The sequence below is a fragment of the Hydrogenophaga sp. NFH-34 genome (assembly GCF_021401345.1).
GTDB classification, from domain to species: domain Bacteria; phylum Pseudomonadota; class Gammaproteobacteria; order Burkholderiales; family Burkholderiaceae_C; genus Hydrogenophaga; species Hydrogenophaga electricum.
This window is the reverse complement of sequence record NZ_JACBGE010000013.1, coordinates 20,731-37,859: the sequence shown is the minus strand read 5'-3', so window position 1 is coordinate 37,859 and position 17,129 is coordinate 20,731. Positions and strand designations below refer to the sequence as shown.

The 17,129-nt window shown below is 61.1% G+C and carries 14 protein-coding genes and 3 tRNA genes; 11 read left to right on the top strand and 6 right to left on the bottom strand.

Going from position 1 to position 17,129, the window contains the following annotated elements; translation table 11 throughout:
- The first annotated feature begins 107 nt into the window (after nt 1–107).
- The 10 genes from L0977_RS13740 to L0977_RS13695 all read left to right on the top strand — a co-directional run bounded on the left by L0977_RS13740 (nt 108) and on the right by L0977_RS13695 (nt 10,956).
- Nucleotides 108–758, top strand: coding sequence for a BlaI/MecI/CopY family transcriptional regulator (locus L0977_RS13740; protein ID WP_442786636.1), 651 nt, complete (start codon nt 108–110; stop codon nt 756–758).
- On the top strand, nt 758–1,753 hold the full coding sequence (locus L0977_RS13735) for a M56 family metallopeptidase (RefSeq protein WP_234265425.1): 996 nt from the start codon (nt 758–760) through the stop codon (nt 1,751–1,753). Before L0977_RS13740 ends, L0977_RS13735 begins: the two co-directional genes overlap by 1 nt.
- 370 nt (nt 1,754–2,123) lie before the next feature.
- Complete coding sequence (locus L0977_RS13730; RefSeq protein ID WP_234265424.1) at nt 2,124–3,239, top strand: efflux RND transporter periplasmic adaptor subunit; 1,116 nt, start codon at nt 2,124–2,126, stop codon at nt 3,237–3,239.
- 1 nt (nt 3,240) lies between these two features.
- The gene (locus tag L0977_RS13725; RefSeq protein WP_234265423.1) at nt 3,241–6,333 is read left to right on the top strand and encodes an efflux RND transporter permease subunit; all 3,093 of its coding nucleotides are present in this window, start codon (nt 3,241–3,243) and stop codon (nt 6,331–6,333) included.
- Nucleotides 6,334–6,340: 7 nt separating this feature from the next.
- Nucleotides 6,341–6,628, top strand: coding sequence for a DUF3240 family protein (locus tag L0977_RS13720; protein WP_234265422.1), 288 nt, complete (start codon nt 6,341–6,343; stop codon nt 6,626–6,628).
- Nucleotides 6,625–7,866 (top strand): TolC family protein, encoded by a 1,242-nt coding sequence (locus L0977_RS13715; protein ID WP_234265421.1) that lies wholly within the window; start codon nt 6,625–6,627, stop codon nt 7,864–7,866. Before L0977_RS13720 ends, L0977_RS13715 begins: the two co-directional genes overlap by 4 nt.
- A 265-nt stretch (nt 7,867–8,131) precedes the next feature.
- Complete coding sequence (locus tag L0977_RS13710; RefSeq protein WP_234265420.1) at nt 8,132–8,779, top strand: HupE/UreJ family protein; 648 nt, start codon at nt 8,132–8,134, stop codon at nt 8,777–8,779.
- Nucleotides 8,780–8,799: 20 nt separating this feature from the next.
- Nucleotides 8,800–9,432 carry a transmembrane anchor protein gene (locus L0977_RS13705; RefSeq protein ID WP_234265419.1) on the top strand — a complete coding sequence of 211 codons (633 nt, stop codon included), beginning with the start codon at nt 8,800–8,802 and terminating at the stop codon, nt 9,430–9,432.
- Between the two features lie 123 nt (nt 9,433–9,555).
- On the top strand, nt 9,556–9,822 hold the full coding sequence (locus L0977_RS13700) for a hypothetical protein (RefSeq protein WP_234265418.1): 267 nt from the start codon (nt 9,556–9,558) through the stop codon (nt 9,820–9,822).
- Between the two features lie 225 nt (nt 9,823–10,047).
- Nucleotides 10,048–10,956, top strand: coding sequence for a LysR family transcriptional regulator (locus L0977_RS13695; RefSeq protein ID WP_234265417.1), 909 nt, complete (start codon nt 10,048–10,050; stop codon nt 10,954–10,956).
- 14 nt (nt 10,957–10,970) lie between these two features.
- Here the strand turns inward: L0977_RS13695 and L0977_RS13690 are convergent, their stop codons facing one another.
- Complete coding sequence (locus L0977_RS13690; protein WP_234265416.1) at nt 10,971–11,270, bottom strand: helix-turn-helix domain-containing protein; 300 nt, start codon at nt 11,268–11,270, stop codon at nt 10,971–10,973.
- 120 nt (nt 11,271–11,390) lie between these two features.
- On the opposite strand from L0977_RS13690, the gene L0977_RS13685 reads away from it, so the two are divergent.
- Nucleotides 11,391–12,035: a substrate-binding domain-containing protein gene (locus tag L0977_RS13685; RefSeq protein WP_234265415.1), complete on the top strand. Its 645-nt coding sequence runs from the start codon at nt 11,391–11,393 to the stop codon at nt 12,033–12,035.
- Between the two features lie 50 nt (nt 12,036–12,085).
- Here L0977_RS13685 and L0977_RS13680 read toward each other — a convergent pair whose 3' ends face one another.
- From L0977_RS13680 to lon, 5 genes are all read right to left on the bottom strand, one after another.
- Nucleotides 12,086–14,029, bottom strand: coding sequence for a tyrosine-type recombinase/integrase (locus tag L0977_RS13680; RefSeq protein WP_234265414.1), 1,944 nt, complete (start codon nt 14,027–14,029; stop codon nt 12,086–12,088).
- A gap of 226 nt (nt 14,030–14,255) precedes the next feature.
- Nucleotides 14,256–14,331, bottom strand: a tRNA-Gly gene (locus L0977_RS13675).
- A gap of 29 nt (nt 14,332–14,360) precedes the next feature.
- Nucleotides 14,361–14,434 (bottom strand) — tRNA-Cys (locus L0977_RS13670).
- A 73-nt stretch (nt 14,435–14,507) separates the two neighbouring features.
- Nucleotides 14,508–14,583: transfer RNA gene (locus L0977_RS13665), tRNA-Gly, on the bottom strand.
- An 88-nt stretch (nt 14,584–14,671) separates the two neighbouring features.
- Nucleotides 14,672–17,098, bottom strand: a complete 2,427-nt coding sequence (gene lon, locus L0977_RS13660) for an endopeptidase La (protein WP_234265413.1) — start codon at nt 17,096–17,098, stop codon at nt 14,672–14,674.
- Nucleotides 17,099–17,129 lie beyond the last annotated feature (31 nt).

Genomic DNA, 17,129 nt, shown 5'->3' with positions numbered 1-17,129 from the left:
GCATTATGCGCGTGTGCATCGTATAGACGGGCAACGACTCGGCCGACAAGCAGCGCGTGGTCGGCATCTTCCGGCGCGCCGTCAGGCTGGCCAACGGGCGCTAAGCGATGCTCGACGACGGCATGGGTTTCCCGCTTGCGCGGTGGAAGCGAGTGATCGAGCAGCGTCCAGGAGAGCACCTTGCCGCGACCGCGCGTGGCAAAGGGGTGTCCAGGGAAATCGAGAGGCCGCGCGGGCCGGCCATGGGCCAACACATCGTTGGCCGACCTTGGCATCAGCAGGACACAAGAAACCGATTGACGGTCGGTTTTTTCTGCAGCATACTACCAAATTCGAGTCAAAGCTCGGAGTTGACTACCTTGACCAATCACAGCGCACCAACGCTTGGCGATCTGGAAATCGCCGTGCTTGAAGACATCTGGCGTTTCGGCCCATCCGACACCAAGGCGGTGTACGCACGCATTGGACAGTCGCGCTCGATTTCTTTGAACACGGTGCAATCTACGCTGGAACGTCTGTTTCGCAAAACCATGCTCCAGCGCGAAAAGATCAGTCATGCCTATGAATACTCAGCGCGAGTTTCGCGCCAGGAATTAATCCACAAGCTGGTCGAATCCACGGTGCGCCGTGTTGCAGGCCCGCAGCCGGATGTATTGCTGCGTGCCTTTGTCGATCTTGCTGCAAGAGCGGATGATGATCAACTCAAGAGGCTTGAGGAGCTGATTGCCCGCCGGCGTGCTGAATTGGATCAGACGTGATGGCGAGTTACGGCCCACTACTTCAGTTTGCATTGCTGTCCGGCTTTGTGCTGGCGGTGACGCTTACCCTGCTGATTGGGGCCTGTGAGCACCCGCTGCGTCGTGCGTTATCGGGGAAGACTCCTTCTCAGCGAGCACGGATATCTTGGTGGACGCTGGTAACTCCGGCCTTGGCGGGCATCGCCTACGTACTTATGGCCATTGCAATGCCGTCAATGTTTGAAGGCTCGGCTCGATTTGCCGCTGCCTGTTCCGCGCACGCTGGCACACTTCTGCACCTGTGCGTTTCGCACCCGAGCGGCAGCGGTCAAAGTGCTTGGCTATGGGGGGCATTGGCTTTGCTGGTGGGATATGCGGCCTGGCTGGCGGCACGGGCCGCAGCGGGGCTTTGGCGCGCTCGGCGAACTCTTGCCTCGCTGGTGCGTCTTAGCGGGCGTCCGGGACATCCTGAGAGACTTCGCGTACTTGATGTCGATCGGCCTATGGCGCTCGCCTGCGGCATCGGGCATGGCCACATCCTGCTTTCGACCTTATTGATGCGGCAACTTAACCCAACACAGTTGCGCGTGGTGCTAGCTCACGAACAGGCACACATCACCAATCGCGATGTTTTGCTTCGCTTAATCGCTGCCGTATTGTCTAGCATCCAACTGCCAAGCACCCGTCGCCGATTGTTGCGTGATCTAGAACTTGCCTTGGAACAACGTTGCGATTTTGCTGCGGCGAATGAAGTGGGGTGTCGCGTCGCCGTGGCCGAGACTATCGTCGCGATGGAGAAGATATATCGGCAGCACGCCAGGGAACAGGCGCCATTCACGATGGCGTTCTTTTCCGATTTTGTTCCTGAGCGCGTCGAAGCACTGCTGTCGCCTAAGCACTCGTCTGTCTCGTATTTAGGGTTGATGCTAGGCATTCTTGTTCTAGCGTTTTGCAGCCTATCTGTAGGCTGGCTGCATTCTGCGACCGAATCTTTCATCACCATGATGCCCAGGTAAGTTCATATGCGTGTGTTCTGTGTTTTTTTAGGTGAAAAACCGATCAATGATCGGTTTTTTGGCGATTCCGCCCGACGTGCGAGGACGGTCATCGCGCGGAATCGTTTGCTCGTCACCTGCCCTCGTGGAAGTTTTCATGAATTTGATCGGTTTAGCGGCCTTTGTGGTCGTTGGAACCCGCGATCCATTCACCCTACCCGTCATACCTCTTTGGCTGAAAGAGGTCGTCTCTCGCGTGCTCCCCGGCGTCGTTTGCATGGCCGACACGTCACGGGGGGCGCGTGAGGTCACTCCCATGAAGCAGTCAAGACCCTGTTCGCTAGTTGCAGCGGCGCGTTGGAATTTTCGCGGAGTATTTATCGGAGCATCTATGTCTTACCAATCTTCACTTTGGACGCGCACGCTCTGCGCTTTCGCAATCGCGTTCTCTCTCCCATCGGCGGCCTTGGCCGCCGACGAGTTCGCCGTTTCAGCCGCGCAGATGCAAGCCTTAGGCGTACAGCTACAACGCCTAGAAAAGCCCGCATCCATTCCGGGTATGACTTACCCAGCCCGCGTCGTGCTGCCTCCCTCGCAGGAGTACGTCGTCAGCGCACCGCTAGCCGGCGTCGTTGATCAATTGCTCGTCGGTCAGAACGAAGCCGTGAAGCCTGGCCAAGCTCTGTTGCGCTTGGTGAGTCCGGAATTAGGTGAACAGCAGCTCAAGCTGATGGAGGCGGCTTCGCGCAATCGGCTGGCGCAGAGGACGCTGCAGCGTGAGAAGCAATTGGCCGCAGAAGGCATCGTGCCGGATCGCCGGGCGCAGGACGCGGAAACCGCCGCAGCGGAGGATCGAGCCCGATTGCGCCAAGCAGAAGCCGCCTTGCGGCTAGCAGGTCTGGACGCGGCCTCCATTCGCCGCGTCGCCGAAGGCGGCGCCATGCAGGATGCGCTGGTCATTCGGGCACGCGCCGGGGGCACCGTGACCGACATCGGCATTAAAACCGGCCAGCGCGTCCAACAGTCCGATCCCCTGGTGCGTGTCGCCGACACAAGCAAGCTGTGGCTCGACATCCAGTTGCCCGTGGAGCGGCAATCGCAGGTGACGGCGCGCGGTGGTCAGGTGAACGTCGTTGGTCGAGATACGAGTGCCGTCACGGCGAGCCTGGGCACCACTGTCAGTGAAAGCCAGACCGTCACACTACGCGCGGACGTCACGCGCGGTGCGCCGTTGCTGCGGCCCGGCGAGTTCGTACAGGTGCAAGTGGCGTTTGCCGGCGGCGGGGAAGGCTGGCCTGTGCCGGTCGCTGCCGTGGCGCGGCAGGGCGACAAGGCCTATGTCTTCGTGCGTACCGAAACGGGCTTCTTGGCCACGCCGGTGGAGGTGCTGGACAGCGCCGGCCAGGCCCTGCGCGTCAAGGGTGCGCTACGCACCGGCCAGCAAATCGCCATCACCTCCGTGATCGGCCTCAAGGCGGCGTGGCTCGGCAAGGGCGGGGGCAACTGACATGCTGACGCGCCTCGTTCAATTCGCGCTCGCGCAGCGCCTGTTCGTCCTGCTGGCCAGCGTGTTGCTCGCCGGTGCGGGCTGGTATGCCTTCCGCAACCTACCCATCGATGCGTTCCCCGACGTTTCCAGCACCCAGGTCAAAATCATCATGAAGGCCCCGGGCATGACGCCCGAGGAGATCGAAACCCGAATCGCGGTGCCTATCGAAGTGGAGATGCTGGGCATCCCCAACCAGCGCATCCTGCGCTCGATGTCCAAGTACGGCATCGTCGATATCACAGTCGACTTCCAGGACGGAACTGACATCTACTGGGCGCGCCAGCAGGTGGCCGAGCGCCTGTCCAACATCAGCGCCGATCTGCCGACAGGTATCAGCGGCGGCATGGCGCCGATCACGACACCGCTCGGCGAGATGTTTATGTTCACCGTCGATTCGCCGGAGATGACGCTGGAGGAGCGGCGCAGCCTGCTCGATTGGGTGATCCGGCCTGCCCTGCGTTCGGTGCCGGGCGTGGCCGATGTCAACGCCCTGGGCGGAAAGGTGCGCACTTTCGAGGTCGTCCCCGATCCTGTAAAGCTGGCCGCGGTGGGCCTGTCTACGGCGCAGTTGCGGTCCGCCATCGAGGCCAACAACCGCAACGACGGCGCAGGCCGCTTGGGTGAAGGCGACGAAGTGCTGCTGGTGCGCACCGAAGGCAGCATCAAGACCATGGACGACGTGCGCGCCATCGTCGTGAAGGCCGAGGGCGGCGCAAGCGTGCGCATCACGGACATCGCCCAGGTACGCGAGGGATACCTCACGCGCTATGGCGTGGTGACGCAAAGCGGCCGAGGCGAGGCCGTCCAGGGCCTGGTGCTCGGACTGGCTGGTGCCAATGCGCAGAAGGTCGTGCAAGGCGTGACGCAGAAGCTGGAAGAACTCAAGCCCACCCTACCGAAGGGCGTCGAGATCAATGTCTTCTACAACCGAGCCAAACTGGTCGAGACGGCGGTCGGCACGGTGTCCAAGGCGCTGCTGGAGGCGACCGTACTGGTGCTGGTCCTGCTGGGTGCATTCCTCGGCAACCTGCGGGCAGCGGTGACAGTGGCCGTGGTGCTGCCGCTGTCGGCGCTGGCCACCTTCATCCTGATGCGCTGGTATGGCATGTCGGCCAACCTGATGAGCCTTGGGGGTTTGGCCATCGCGCTGGGCATGCTGGTCGACGGCGCGGTGGTGGTGGTCGAGAACATCGTCCAGCACATGGCCCATGACGGCAAGGACAAGCTGCCTCGCCAGCACATGGTTTTCCGCGCGGTGCGCGAAGTGGCCGTGCCGGTGGCCGCGGGCATCCTGATCATCGCCGTCGTGTTCCTGCCGTTGATGACGCTGCAAGGGCTCGAAGGAAAGTTCTTCGTGCCAGTGGCGATGACCATCGTGTTCGCGCTGGCCAGCTCGCTCGTGCTGTCCCTCACCGTCATCCCGGTGCTGTCGTCCTTCCTGTTCAAGAAGGTGAAGCACGACGACCCGTGGCTGCCCCGCCAGGCACTGCGGCTGTATGCGCCGATCCTGCGCTTCGCGTTGGGCCGGCAAAAGCTCGTCTTTGTCGTGGCCGGCGTCATGCTGGCGGCCGCGGTAGGCGTCTATACCCTGGTCGGCAAGACCTTCATGCCAGCGATGGACGAGGGAGACCTGATCGTGGGCATCGAGAAGCTGCCCTCGGTGAGCCTGGAGCAAACGGCCGAACTCGACCTGAAGATCCATCAGGCGTTGATGAAGGGCATCCCCGAGATCACCGGCATCGTGGCGCGCGCCGGCGCCGACGAGATCGGGCTGGACCCGATGAGCCTGAACCAGACCGATACCTATCTCGTGCTGAAGCCTCGCAACGAGTGGGCCCCCGGGGGAAAGCCGGCATTGGAAGAGCGGATTCGCGCGGTACTCGACGAACTCCCGGGCGTCGGCTACAGCTTCACCCAGCCGATCGACATGCGCGTGTCCGAGATGATCATCGGTGTGCGTGGTGACATCGCGATCAAGATCTTCGGGCCGGACCTGTCGACGCTCAATGACCTCGCCGCCCAGGTCGAGAAGCTGATGAAGGAAGTGCCGGGCAACCAGGACGTCTATACCGTTCAGAACGACGGCGTGCAGTACCTGCGTGTCATCGTCGATCGCCTCGCAGCGGGTCGCTACGGCCTGTCGGTCGAGGATGTGCAAGACGCGCTGCGCGTGCAGATCGAAGGCCAGCGTGCAGGCACGGTGATCGATGGCAACCGGCGCATCCCCGTCGTGGTACGTGGCCAGGACATCGTGAAGGTATCGCCCGCGGAGTTCGCGGCAGTGCGCATTACGACATCCAATGGGCAAAGCGTCGCGTTGGGCCAGCTCGCCCAACTGGAGCGCCAAGGCGGTCCTGTGAAGATCGACCGCGAGATGGGCAGCCGCTACAGCGTAGTGATCGCTAATGTCACCGGGCGCGATTTGGTCGGCTTCGTCGAGGAGGCCAAGGCCAAGGTCGCCCAGGCAGTCACGCTGCCCACCGGCTACCGCATAGCCTGGGGCGGTCAGTTCGAGAATCAGCAGCGTGCGGCGGCGCGTCTTTCGCTCGTCGTGCCGCTGTCGATCGGCTTCATCTTCATCATCCTGTTCTCCACCTTCGGCTCGGTCCGACAAGCGCTGCTGGTCCTGAGCAACATTCCATTTGCGCTGGTCGGCGGCATCGTGGCGCTTTGGCTCACGGGCGAGTACCTCTCGGTGCCGGCCTCGGTAGGTTTCATCGCGCTACTGGGCATCGCCGTGCTCAATGGCGTGGTGCTGGTGAGCTATTTCAACCAGTTGCACGCCAAAGGCTTGTCGCTCGTCGATTGCGTGACACAGGGAGCACACAGGCGTCTGCGCCCTGTGTTGATGACCGCATCAATCACCGCATTCGGACTGATCCCATTGCTGTTCGCCACCGGCCCCGGCTCGGAGGTCCAGCGGCCACTGGCCATCGTCGTGATCGGCGGCCTGATCACGGCGACCGCGCTGACGCTGATCCTGCTACCCATCCTGTACCTGCGATTCGCGCACGCCAAGTCGGCGGCGCCCATGGAGGCGCACCATGCCTAAGTCCTGCTTGACCCTGCTTCTCGATCCACAGATCGAGGAAAAGTTGCTCGACTTGCTGCTCGATGTCGCGGGTGACGAACTCTTTGTCAGCACGCCGACGTTCAGCCACGGCACAGCCTACGGGCGGCTATCGAACGAAGAAAAAGTGATGGGGCGCAGCCACGCGGTCCAAGTGCAGATCCTAGTCACCGACGGGAAGCAGGAAGAAATCCTGCAATTGCTGCAAGAACGTTTTGCTGGCACCGGGTTGCGCTATTGGGCAGCGCCGCTGTCGATCGATGGAGAGATTGCATGAAGTCTTGGATCACGATGACCCTGGGATGGGCGCTGGTGTTGCCCCTGCAGGCGTTTGCGCAGCCCGTCATTCCGTCCGACCTACCTCCTGCCGAACTTGCGCGTGCGGCCATTGAGCAGGAGCCTTCTGTCGTGAAGGCTCGGCATGCGCTGGAAGCAGCAGGCCATGCAGGGCGCAGGATCGCTGCATCACCCTACGAGTGGTCTGTAGGGATCGACAGTCAGAGACGCCGCTATGACACAGGTGGAAATTCAAACGAATGGACCGCCAGGATCGAGCGACCGATACGAATTGGCGGCAAGGCCGAACTCGATCAGGGCCTAGGCGACACGACCGAACGGATAGCTCGCGCCGAGTTAGCGCAGACACGACATGAAGCGGCGCGTACATTGGCTGACTTGTGGATCGACTGGCTGGCAGCTATTCAGGCGCGAGAGTTGGCTAAGGAACAACTCGACTTCGCCGAATCGAGCGCGTCGGCGGTTGCCGGGCGCCGCAGGGCCGGCGATGCGTCACTGCTGGATCTCAACGCTGCGCGAGCGGATGCGGCCGAGGCGCGCCGACAGTTTGACACCACGCAGGCACAGGAGGCCAAGGCGATTCTTCGCCTGCGCTCACGCTTTCCGTCTTTGGTGATGGAGCCACAGTCCTTGAGTGAACCTGTGGAGCTTGACCTGGACGAAGCGCAATGGCGCGAACGGGTCCTGGCCGGAAGCGACATGCTGCGAACGATGCAGGAATCGCTGAAGCGGGCCGAACTGGCGGCCGATCGGGCGCGGGCCGATCGAATTCCTGACCCCACCGTTGGCCTTTTCACAGCCTCGGAGGCTCGTCGCAGCGAACGCATCGTAGGCATCAGCGTGAGCATCCCGCTCGGCGGGACCTATCGCAAGGAAACCATGTTGGAGGCGCTCAAGCAGGCGGACGTGGCGCGGGCCGAACTCGAGCGCCAGCGAAAGGAAATCGACCTGGCGACTGCGGAAACCATCAACGATGCCCGCACTGCACTGCGGCGGTGGAGGTTAGCCGAACAGTCCGCACAAATGGCCCGCGAGAACGCAAGGCTCGGCCAGCGTGGCTACAGCCTCGGCGAAGGGGATCTGCAATCGCTGCTGCTGCTGCGTCGGCAATCCGTTGACGCCGCCGGGGCATCGCTTTCATCCCGCGTCGAAGCGTTGAAGGCGCGCAATCGGCTGCTGATCGACGCTCACTTGATTCTTGGGCTGGCCGACGAATAAAGCTGCGTCGCTGCACACCAATATCACTGGCGCAACTCCCCGACGATGCCAAGACGGCACGCCAGCGTGCGCACGTCGATTTTCGTCACCCTGATCGCACGAGCGCGGCGAATGAAAAGCCACTTTCCGCGCTCAATCAAAGGATTTTTTGGAGTTTATTAAAGGTATGAGATTCATCCACGAAAGATTTACGGAAGCAATGCCAAGTCGCCGTCCCTCAACCTGGCCACGGATTCTCCTATTTCTAACAGCAGCGCTTCTCCTCATGTTCGCAAGTGCGAATCAGGCGCTAGCCCATGCCGTTGCCGAAGGCGACAAGGGCTACATCCAAGAAATATCTGGCGTCAATCTGATCCCTTTCATGTATTTAGGGGCGAAGCACATGGCGACGGGATACGACCACATCCTGTTCCTGCTCGGCGTGATCTTCTTTCTGTACCGGATGAAGCATATCGGCCTGTATGTGACGCTGTTTGCCATCGGCCACTCAACCACGATGCTGCTTGGCGTGTATTTCAACGTCGGGATCAACAGCTACATCATCGACGCGATCATCGGCTTCTCAGTTGTTTACAAGGCGCTCGACAACATCGGCGCGTTTCAAAGATGGCTAGGCTTTCAGCCCAACACGAAGGTTGCAACCGTCGTATTCGGACTATTTCACGGCTTTGGGCTGTCCACCAAGATCATCGAATACAACATTTCACCTGACGGCCTGATTCCCAACCTGCTGGCGTTCAATGTCGGCGTTGAAATCGGGCAGTTGCTTGCGCTCGGCACGATCCTGATCGCAATGAGCTACTGGCGTCGAACGGCGAGCTTCTGGCGCCATGCGTACACCGCAAACGTGGCAATGATGTGTGCCGGATTCGTTTTGATCGGCTACCAGATCACCGGCTACTTCGTTTCCTAACTGCACACGGAGAAAACTCTATGTACAACGTATCCAAGCCAACCCTTGACGCCCTGCCAACATCGAAGCAATTGATACGCTCGACGATTATTGCCCTCGTTGCGGCCATCGCAATTCTGGTCACCGTCGTCCTTCCCTCCGAATACGCAATCGACCCGACAAGAATTGGCCGTGCACTCGGCCTGACGGAAATGGGGGAAATCAAGACGCAGTTGGCCAAAGAGGCTGCTGCGGACGCCGCCATGGATGCAGCCAAGGCCGCTGCCACGAGTACAGGAAATGCAAGCACAGCCACGCTGGCACAGGTGCAAGGTGCCGCTCTGGCGGCGAACGATGCTGCGTGGCGCGATGAGGTGCGTGTCGTACTCAAACCCGGCCAGGGGGCCGAAGTGAAGCTAAGCATGAAGGCTGGTGAGAAGGCCGAATTCAGTTGGATCACCGAAGGCGGTGTAGTGAACTTCGATACCCACGGCGATGGCGGTGGACAGTCCGTCAGCTACGAGAAAGGCCGCGCCGTGCCCGCAGATGATGGCGTGATCGAAGCCGCCTTTAGCGGCAATCACGGCTGGTTCTGGCGAAACCGTGGGGATGCCGATGTGACTGTGGTGGTTCGCACTCGCGGTCAATACATGGAAATGAAGCGCGTCTTGTAATTCGCCAGACAGACAGGAGCGAATGCCCTATGCACTCCGGCTTCTGCTGTGCCAAATGCGCACTAGGAAGCCGAAGTTTCCGCCCTGCCACGAGGCCGTGGCTCTACCTAAGGAGATAGTGAAATGAATGTTCGTCCGTTCTTGATTGCCATCCTGGCTAGCACATCGCTTGCTTCACCGCTTGCGATGGCCCATCCCGGTGCGCATAACGACGATGAAAAGGCCATGCCGAAGACCTGCGAGCAGTTGGCAGATACGAAGCGGTACATCAGCGACGTGGCTTACCCCGAAGTCAAGAAGCTGAAAGAGCAATGCGATGCCGCCGCGAAGAAGAAGCAGGCTACTACGCCATCTCCGCTAACCGGTCGCCCGTCCAACGGCGGGAACTGATTACTCAAAGTCGTGGCCGTGACCCTGCGGGTTACGGCCACCCGCCTGGTTGGGTTGGCCTCAAGTTCGGCTTTGGCGATCGCTTGTCTGCTCAGCGCTGCCAATGCTCGGCACTTTCTTGGGTGACAGAGCATGATTCTGGCAGCAACCGAGGAGCGGGTTCTACCCGGCTGCGCTCGCATCAAACCTGCGCGGCAGACTGGAGCGCACAAGGAGACATATTTAATGGAGCTGCGACATCTACGTTGCTTCGTAGCCTTGGCTGAGGAACTGCATTTCACACGAGCAGCCGAGCGATTACATATCGAACAACCACCTCTTTCCCGAGCCATCAAAGAACTGGAGGACGAATTGGGGGTCTTGCTCTTCGATAGAGACCGCAGAGGTACCCGGCTGACCGCAGCAGGTACTGCGTTCTTGCAAGACACTCGCCGACTCTTCACCGTTTTGGAACAAGCACGAGAGAATGCCAAGGCTGTTGCAGCGGGCTCGCGAGGCAGCCTGCGCATCGCAGTATCCGATGGCGCAATTGATCCCTGGCTGTCGGATTTTCTCGCCAGTTGTCGCGCTGAAGAGCCAGACGTCGAGATTCGCTTGTCCGAAGTGCCGTTGGCCGAGCAGTTGCGCGGTCTGCGTGCCGGCGACTTCACCATCGGGTTCGCGCACACGGCCGAAGTCGGCGACGACATTGTTGCCGAGCCGATCTGGCAAGACCCGTTGGTGATCGCCGTACCTGTCAGACATGAGCTGCTTGTCCACAAGGCAGTCCCGATCCATGAACTCGGAGGCCATCCACTTGTACTGTGCGATCCACAGGTGTGCGAAGGGTACTGTCGTGAACTGGCTCGGCTTCTGCGGCTGCTGGAACGCGAACCGAATGTGGTCGAGCACGTATCCTCACTGGAGATGATGCTTACCCTGGTCAGCGCAGGCTTTGGTGTCGGCTTCACGACAGCGACCAGGGTTGCTATCAGTCCACGACCAGACGTGCTGACCCGTCCCCTCGCGGTGGATTCAGCAGTAATCACAACCTATCTGCTCCGGCTCAGTGGCGGCGACATGCCGGCTTCGCTGGAGCGATTCATCGTTCGTCTGCATGATCTCGTCCGCTTACGCGACGGCCTAAGTAGGTGACAGCACGGTCACCCTCAAGAATCTGTGCTGCCGCCGGTGCCAAGGTTGCGCTCCGTTGCAGACATTAGTTCGGCGGCGCTTATTCCGAGCGCCATGGCAATTTTCAAGATAAGAGGAAGCGTGGGCACGTGCTCGCCGCGCTCGATCTTGCCCATGTGCGAACGCGAGATGCCTGCCCTAGCTGCAAACTCGTCTTGAGCGACACCTTGAGCGACGCGCGCAGCGCGCACAGCCTGCCCGAAGGCCAACGCTGGCTCGGATTCATATGTCGATGTGCCAGAGGGGCGGCCTGGCTGAATAGTGGGCTTCTGCATTAGCAGAAGCGTCGAACAATCTACCCAAATTAACCACGTTAATGTTATAGACGTTAAAGTTCTCTCTTAACTATCATGTCGGCTTGTTCTCGACCTGCTCTTTGCCGCTTTGGGGTCCCCATGTACAACACCACTAGCCGGCTCGCCCATCTCCGGCTTGCCATAGCGCCAGGCGTGCCATCGTCAAAGCTCTCGGCACTCCTGGCGCTGCAACGCGCGGAAGAGCCCGATGTCACCCTCGCATTCTTTGAGGTTTCGGGCAACGACCTGCGCACGGGACTACATGACGGTCGCTACGACGCAGGGGTATCGCTTCAGGTATCGAGCGACATGACCCTTAAGACCCAGCCGTTGTGGGTTGAGTACATGGCCGTCGCCATGCCGCTACGGTTCCCGTTGCTTGACCAAACCTCACTCACGATTACCGATCTGCTGAACTACCCCATGTATCGCTGGCAGGCGGAAATGTGCTCGAAGCTCGACGAACGGCTTTCCATCCTCCCGCCGACAGGTCGGCAGAACATCCGGTACGTGACTTCGTTTGACCTATTGGCCACATGGGTCGCGGCCGGCTATGGCGTCGGGGTATCCGCGCAATCGCGCATCGAGCATGCCCATCGATGGGGGCTCGCGATGCGGCCGATCATCGATGGCCCTTACGAGATCGTGACGCACTTGCAGCGACCCCAGGAGCAAACCAGTGCCGTTGTAGAGCGGTTCGAGCGCAGAGCGCTGCAGGTAGCCAGGGCGAGTGCTGCGCAGTGAACGTCCCTAGGGCTGGGGTGACAACCCCAGCCATAGGTCTTTGCGCGAGGTTAGGCCCCCTCTAACACCGCTGCGCTATCCACCAGCCGACGGACGCTCAGCCGCACATCCTCGGGTACGGGCCGCATGGCGATGGCTTCGGGCGCATCCTCATGGCGCTGGTAGTCGCCCATGATGACCCGGATGATCGCGGGCACGTTGGCCGGCGTGACCGCATCAATGGCCGCACGATCCCCCAGGTCGGGGTGTGGCTGGGTCAGCATGCGATACAGGTCCCACGAATCCGCGTGCGGGCACTGGTTCATGAGCACCTGAGCCAGCTTGTGCTTAAGCGGCACCAGTTGCCAGTCGGGAACACGCTGCCCCCGATTGCCCAGGCTGATGGACAGCAGCTTGCCCGCTTTCAGCTCGCGGTTGATCTGGTCCTTGGACTTTCCGGCCAGCTTGCCGAACAGCGGGACCGGCAGATTGTTCGGCGACTCGTAGATGGCCAGCATTTCCTCGCGCTCGCGCTGAATGGCGGACACTTCCGGCTCCGGGGCATGCACCGGCGGCGGCGGCACCTGCGACAGCCGCTGGAACGTGATTCCGCCGCTGTTCGGGGTTACGACGATGGGTGTGGCAACCACGGGCGGCACGCCGGGGACAGCGGGCTCGGCCGCCGTGGGGACCGCGCCCACCACTTCCTCCACTTCCGCCATCGCCGGCACCCCGTCGATGCGGATGGTCAGGTGCGCGCTCGCGGCTTCCACTTCGCCCTGTTCGAGCAGGTCGAGGCGATCGGCCCAGTCCTGCATCATGCGGCGTCGCGGCTCCACGTACTTGGCGTGGTTGTAGGCCGAACTGACCTTGTTCGGGTCAGAATGCGAAAGCTGCGCGTCCACCCAAATCTTTGGGTATCCGATCTCGTTGAGCGCGGTCGAGATGGTTCCGCGAATACCGTGGCCGGTCAGGCGTCCCTCATACCCCATGAGCTGCACGGCCTTGTTGAGGGTGTTCTCGCTGATGCGCTTCTTGAGTTCGCTGCGATGCGACAGCAGGTACTTCTGCGCCGGACGCATCACGCCCAGGAGATAGCGCACGATCTCGATGGCCTGCAGGGACAGGGGCACGATGTAGGGCGGCACGTCCTGCGGCCGCTTGCCGGCCTTGCGCATTTCGTCCTGGAGCTGCTTGACGACCTGCGGCGGGATGATCCACAAGCCGCGGTCGAGGTCGAATTGCTCAGGCTCGGCCAGCCGCAACTCGCCCGTGCGCACCCCCGTCAGGAACAGCAGCCGGACGCCAAGCTGGGTCTGCCAGCCCCGGGGGTTGTAGAGCCGGAGCTTCTGAAGGAACTCGGGCAGCTCGGGCAGGTGCAGATAGGGGTTGTGGGCCACCGGGGGCTTGGGCTCGGCCACTACGTCCAGGTCCGCGGCCGGGTTGACTTCCAGCCCCTCGGCAATGACCAAGGCGTAGCGGAACATCTGGTTGAACCAGGTGCGGACCTTCTCGGCGGTGGTGAACGCCTTGCGCTTCTCGATCGCCGCCACGACGCCCACGAGCTGGGGCCGGCGAATGTCGTAGATCGACATCTTCCCCAGGGTTGGCAGCACGTCTTTGTTGAAGATGCGCAGGATCTGCGAAAGCGTGCTTTGACGGCCTTCCTTGAGTTCCTTGCGGCGATGCTCGACCCAGGCATCGAAGACGTTCTTGAAGGTGTATTCGCCCGCCAGCTTGGCTGCGTGCCGGCGCTGATCGCGTTCGATTTGGGGATCGATCCCCCTGGCGAGCAGGGCCTGGGCCTTGTCCCGCTCGGCGCGGGCCTCGCGCAGGCTGAGGGCGGGATAGCCGCCCAGGGACATGCGCTTTTGCTTGCCCAGCCAGTAGTATCGGAAGATCCACGACTTGCCGCCTGCGGCAGAGACCATCAGGCCCAGGCAGTCGTTGTCGGAGAGGGTGTAGCGTTTGCCGGTGGTCCTTGCCTGCCGGACGGTCAGATCAGAGAGTGCCATTTCGAGGCTCCTAAGTTATGACTTAGGCTCTATGCTCGTCATGGTTCCCGCTCAGCCCCAGCAACTATCCGGTAGCCGTCCCACCCGTATTCTTGTGCCTCAATTGGTCACTCAAAAACGGTAGCTGTGGGTGGATTTCCGTGGCGCTCGCTGGAATGAAAAAAGGGGCCGAAGCCCCTCTTTTCAACGACTTACAGACGTCAGTAGAAGTCTGTAGATCATAACTTGGAGCGGGAAACGAGGCTCGAACTCGCGACCTCAACCTTGGCAAGGTTGCGCTCTACCAACTGAGCTATTCCCGCATAACCGTCTGCCGGCACCACAAGGTGGCTGGAGGCGCGTGGCGGAGTCGAACCGCCCTAGACGGATTTGCAATCCGTTGCATAACCGCTTTGCTAACGCGCCCCATGCAATGGACCAGCAAAACCGGCCCACCTCATCCGACAAAAAAGGGAAGCCGGGCTTCCCTTTTTGAATTTGGAGCGGGAAACGAGGCTCGAACTCGCGACCTCAACCTTGGCAAGGTTGCGCTCTACCAACTGAGCTATTCCCGCAAACTTCTGACGTTTGGTGAAGTTCGTCAGAAGCTGGAATTCTAGCGCAAAAAACCGGAGTTTTTCAAGCCCCCGGATTTTTTTGCACTCAGTGCTTCACAGCGTCCGGTGACGGCGCCGCAGCCGAGACCGCCGCCACTTGCGCCGCCACTTCCTCGTCCGTCAGGGGCACCGGCTGGCGCTCCAATGCGATGGACAACACCTTGTCGATCCACTTCACCGGAATGATCTCCAGACCTTCCTTGACGTTGTCGGGAATCTCGGCCAGATCCTTCACGTTCTCCTCAGGAATGATCACGGTCTTGATGCCACCACGCAGTGCCGCCAGCAACTTTTCCTTGAGACCCCCGATGGCGGTGACTTCGCCACGCAAGGTGATCTCACCCGTCATGGCCACATCGGCTCGCACCGGAATCCCCGTGAGCGCCGACACCAAGGCCGTCGTCATGGCCGCTCCGGCACTCGGACCGTCCTTGGGCGTGGCACCATCGGGCACATGGATGTGCAGGTCGCGCTTGTCAAACAGTTCGTCCTTGATACCCAGCACACGGGCCCGGCTGCGCACCACGGTGCGGGCAGCTTCCACGGATTCCTTCATCACGTCGCCCAGCGACCCCGTGCGGGTGATCACACCCTTACCGGGCATGATCGCCACTTCGATCGTGAGCAGGTCGCCACCGACCTCCGTCCAGGCAAGTCCCACCACCTGGCCGACCTGGTTTTGCTGTTCGGCGCGGCCATAGGTGTACTTGCGCACCCCCAGGAATTCGCTCAGGTTCTCGTCGGTGACCACCACCTGCGGCGTGTATTTCTTGAGCAGCAACCCCTTGACCACCTTGCGGCAGATCTTGGAGAGCTCACGCTCCAGCGAGCGCACACCAGCTTCGCGGGTGTAGTAACGCACGATGTCACGCACTGCGGCCTCCGTCACCGCCAGTTCGCCATCGCGGATGCCATTGTTCTTGATCTGCTTGGGCAGCAGGTAGCGCACCGCGATGTTGGTCTTTTCGTCCTCGGTGTAACCCGACAGTCGGATGACCTCCATCCGGTCCAGCAGGGCCGGCGGAATGTTCATCGAGTTGCTGGTGGCCACGAACATCACGTCAGAGAGATCAAAATCGACCTCGACGTAGTGGTCGCCGAAGGTGTGGTTCTGCTCGGGGTCGAGCACCTCCAGCAGCGCCGACGACGGGTCACCTCGGAAGTCGGTCCCCAGTTTGTCGATTTCGTCCAGCAGGAACAACGGATTGCGCGTGCCGACCTTGTTCAGGCTCTGCAGCACCTTGCCCGGCATGGCGCCGATGTAGGTGCGGCGGTGGCCGCGGATCTCGGCCTCGTCACGCATGCCACCCAGCGCCATGCGGACGTACTTGCGCCCGGTGGCCTTGGCAATCGACTGACCCAACGAGGTTTTACCCACACCAGGCGGCCCCACGAGGCACAGGATCGGCGCCTTGACCTTGTCCACCCGCTGCTGGACCGCGAGGTATTCGAGGATGCGGTCCTTGACCTTGTCCAGCCCGTAGTGATCTTCATTGAGCACCGCCTCGGCATTGGCCAGGTCGTGCTTGATCTTGGTCTTCTTGCTCCAGGGCAGGCCGACCAGCGCATCGATGTAGTTGCGCACCACGGTCGCTTCAGCCGACATGGGCGACATCAGCTTGAGCTTCTTGAACTCGCTCTCGGCCTTCTTGCGCGCATCGGCGGGCATCTTGGCCAGCTTGATCTTCTTCTCGATCTCTTCGAGGTCGGCACCCTCTTCGCCCTCACCCAGCTCCTTCTGAATCGCCTTGACCTGCTCGTTCAGGTAGAAGTCGCGCTGGTTCTTTTCCATCTGGCGCTTGACGCGCCCACGGATGCGTTTGTCGACGTTGAGGATATCGACTTCGCGTTCGAGCTGCTCGAACAGATTCTCCAGGCGCTTGCTCACCGTATCCAGGTCCAGCACCACCTGCTTGTTCTCCAGCTTGAGCGGCAGGTGCGCGGCGATGGTATCGGCCAGGCGGCCCGCATCGTCGATGCTGGAAATCGAGGTGAGGATCTCCGAAGGGATCTTCTTGTTGAGCTTGACGTACTGGTCGAACTGTTGCATCACCGCCCGGCGCAAGGCTTCGAGCTCGGTGTCGGTGGCTTGTGCACGCTCGGCCCCGGGCGCAATCGGATCGACATGCGCCACGAAGTGGGTTTCGGTGTCGTGGATGTCCAGCACCTTGGCACGTTGCAAGCCTTCCACCAGCACCTTCACGGTACCGTCGGGCAGCTTGAGCATCTGCAGGATGGTGGCCACACAGCCCATCTCGAACATGTCTTCGGTCGTCGGCTCATCCTTGGCCGCAGCCTTCTGGGCCACCAGCATGATGCGACGCTCGGACTCCATCGCGGATTCGAGCGCCTTGATGCTTTTGGGCCGACCGACGAACAACGGGATGACCATGTGGGGGAAGACCACCACATCACGCAAGGGCAGCAACGGCAGATCCACCGGAGTGCTGGGCAGGGGGGTTTGTCCGGACATTTGGCAACCTCTACAAAATGGTCAGATGGGA

Coding starts and splice junctions, on each gene's coding strand:
- L0977_RS13730 (WP_234265424.1), top strand. CDS start 2,124: ATGTCTTACCAATCTTCACTTTGGACGCGCACGCTCTGCGCTTTCGCA.
- L0977_RS13710 (WP_234265420.1), top strand. CDS start 8,132: ATGTTCGCAAGTGCGAATCAGGCGCTAGCCCATGCCGTTGCCGAAGGC.
- L0977_RS13725 (WP_234265423.1), top strand. CDS start 3,241: ATGCTGACGCGCCTCGTTCAATTCGCGCTCGCGCAGCGCCTGTTCGTC.
- L0977_RS13690 (WP_234265416.1), bottom strand. CDS start 11,270: ATGCAGAAGCCCACTATTCAGCCAGGCCGCCCCTCTGGCACATCGACA.
- lon (WP_234265413.1), bottom strand. CDS start 17,098: ATGTCCGGACAAACCCCCCTGCCCAGCACTCCGGTGGATCTGCCGTTG.
- L0977_RS13740 (WP_442786636.1), top strand. CDS start 108: ATGCTCGACGACGGCATGGGTTTCCCGCTTGCGCGGTGGAAGCGAGTG.
- L0977_RS13680 (WP_234265414.1), bottom strand. CDS start 14,029: ATGGCACTCTCTGATCTGACCGTCCGGCAGGCAAGGACCACCGGCAAA.
- L0977_RS13700 (WP_234265418.1), top strand. CDS start 9,556: ATGAATGTTCGTCCGTTCTTGATTGCCATCCTGGCTAGCACATCGCTT.
- L0977_RS13685 (WP_234265415.1), top strand. CDS start 11,391: ATGTACAACACCACTAGCCGGCTCGCCCATCTCCGGCTTGCCATAGCG.
- L0977_RS13715 (WP_234265421.1), top strand. CDS start 6,625: ATGAAGTCTTGGATCACGATGACCCTGGGATGGGCGCTGGTGTTGCCC.
- L0977_RS13735 (WP_234265425.1), top strand. CDS start 758: ATGGCGAGTTACGGCCCACTACTTCAGTTTGCATTGCTGTCCGGCTTT.
- L0977_RS13705 (WP_234265419.1), top strand. CDS start 8,800: ATGTACAACGTATCCAAGCCAACCCTTGACGCCCTGCCAACATCGAAG.
- L0977_RS13695 (WP_234265417.1), top strand. CDS start 10,048: ATGGAGCTGCGACATCTACGTTGCTTCGTAGCCTTGGCTGAGGAACTG.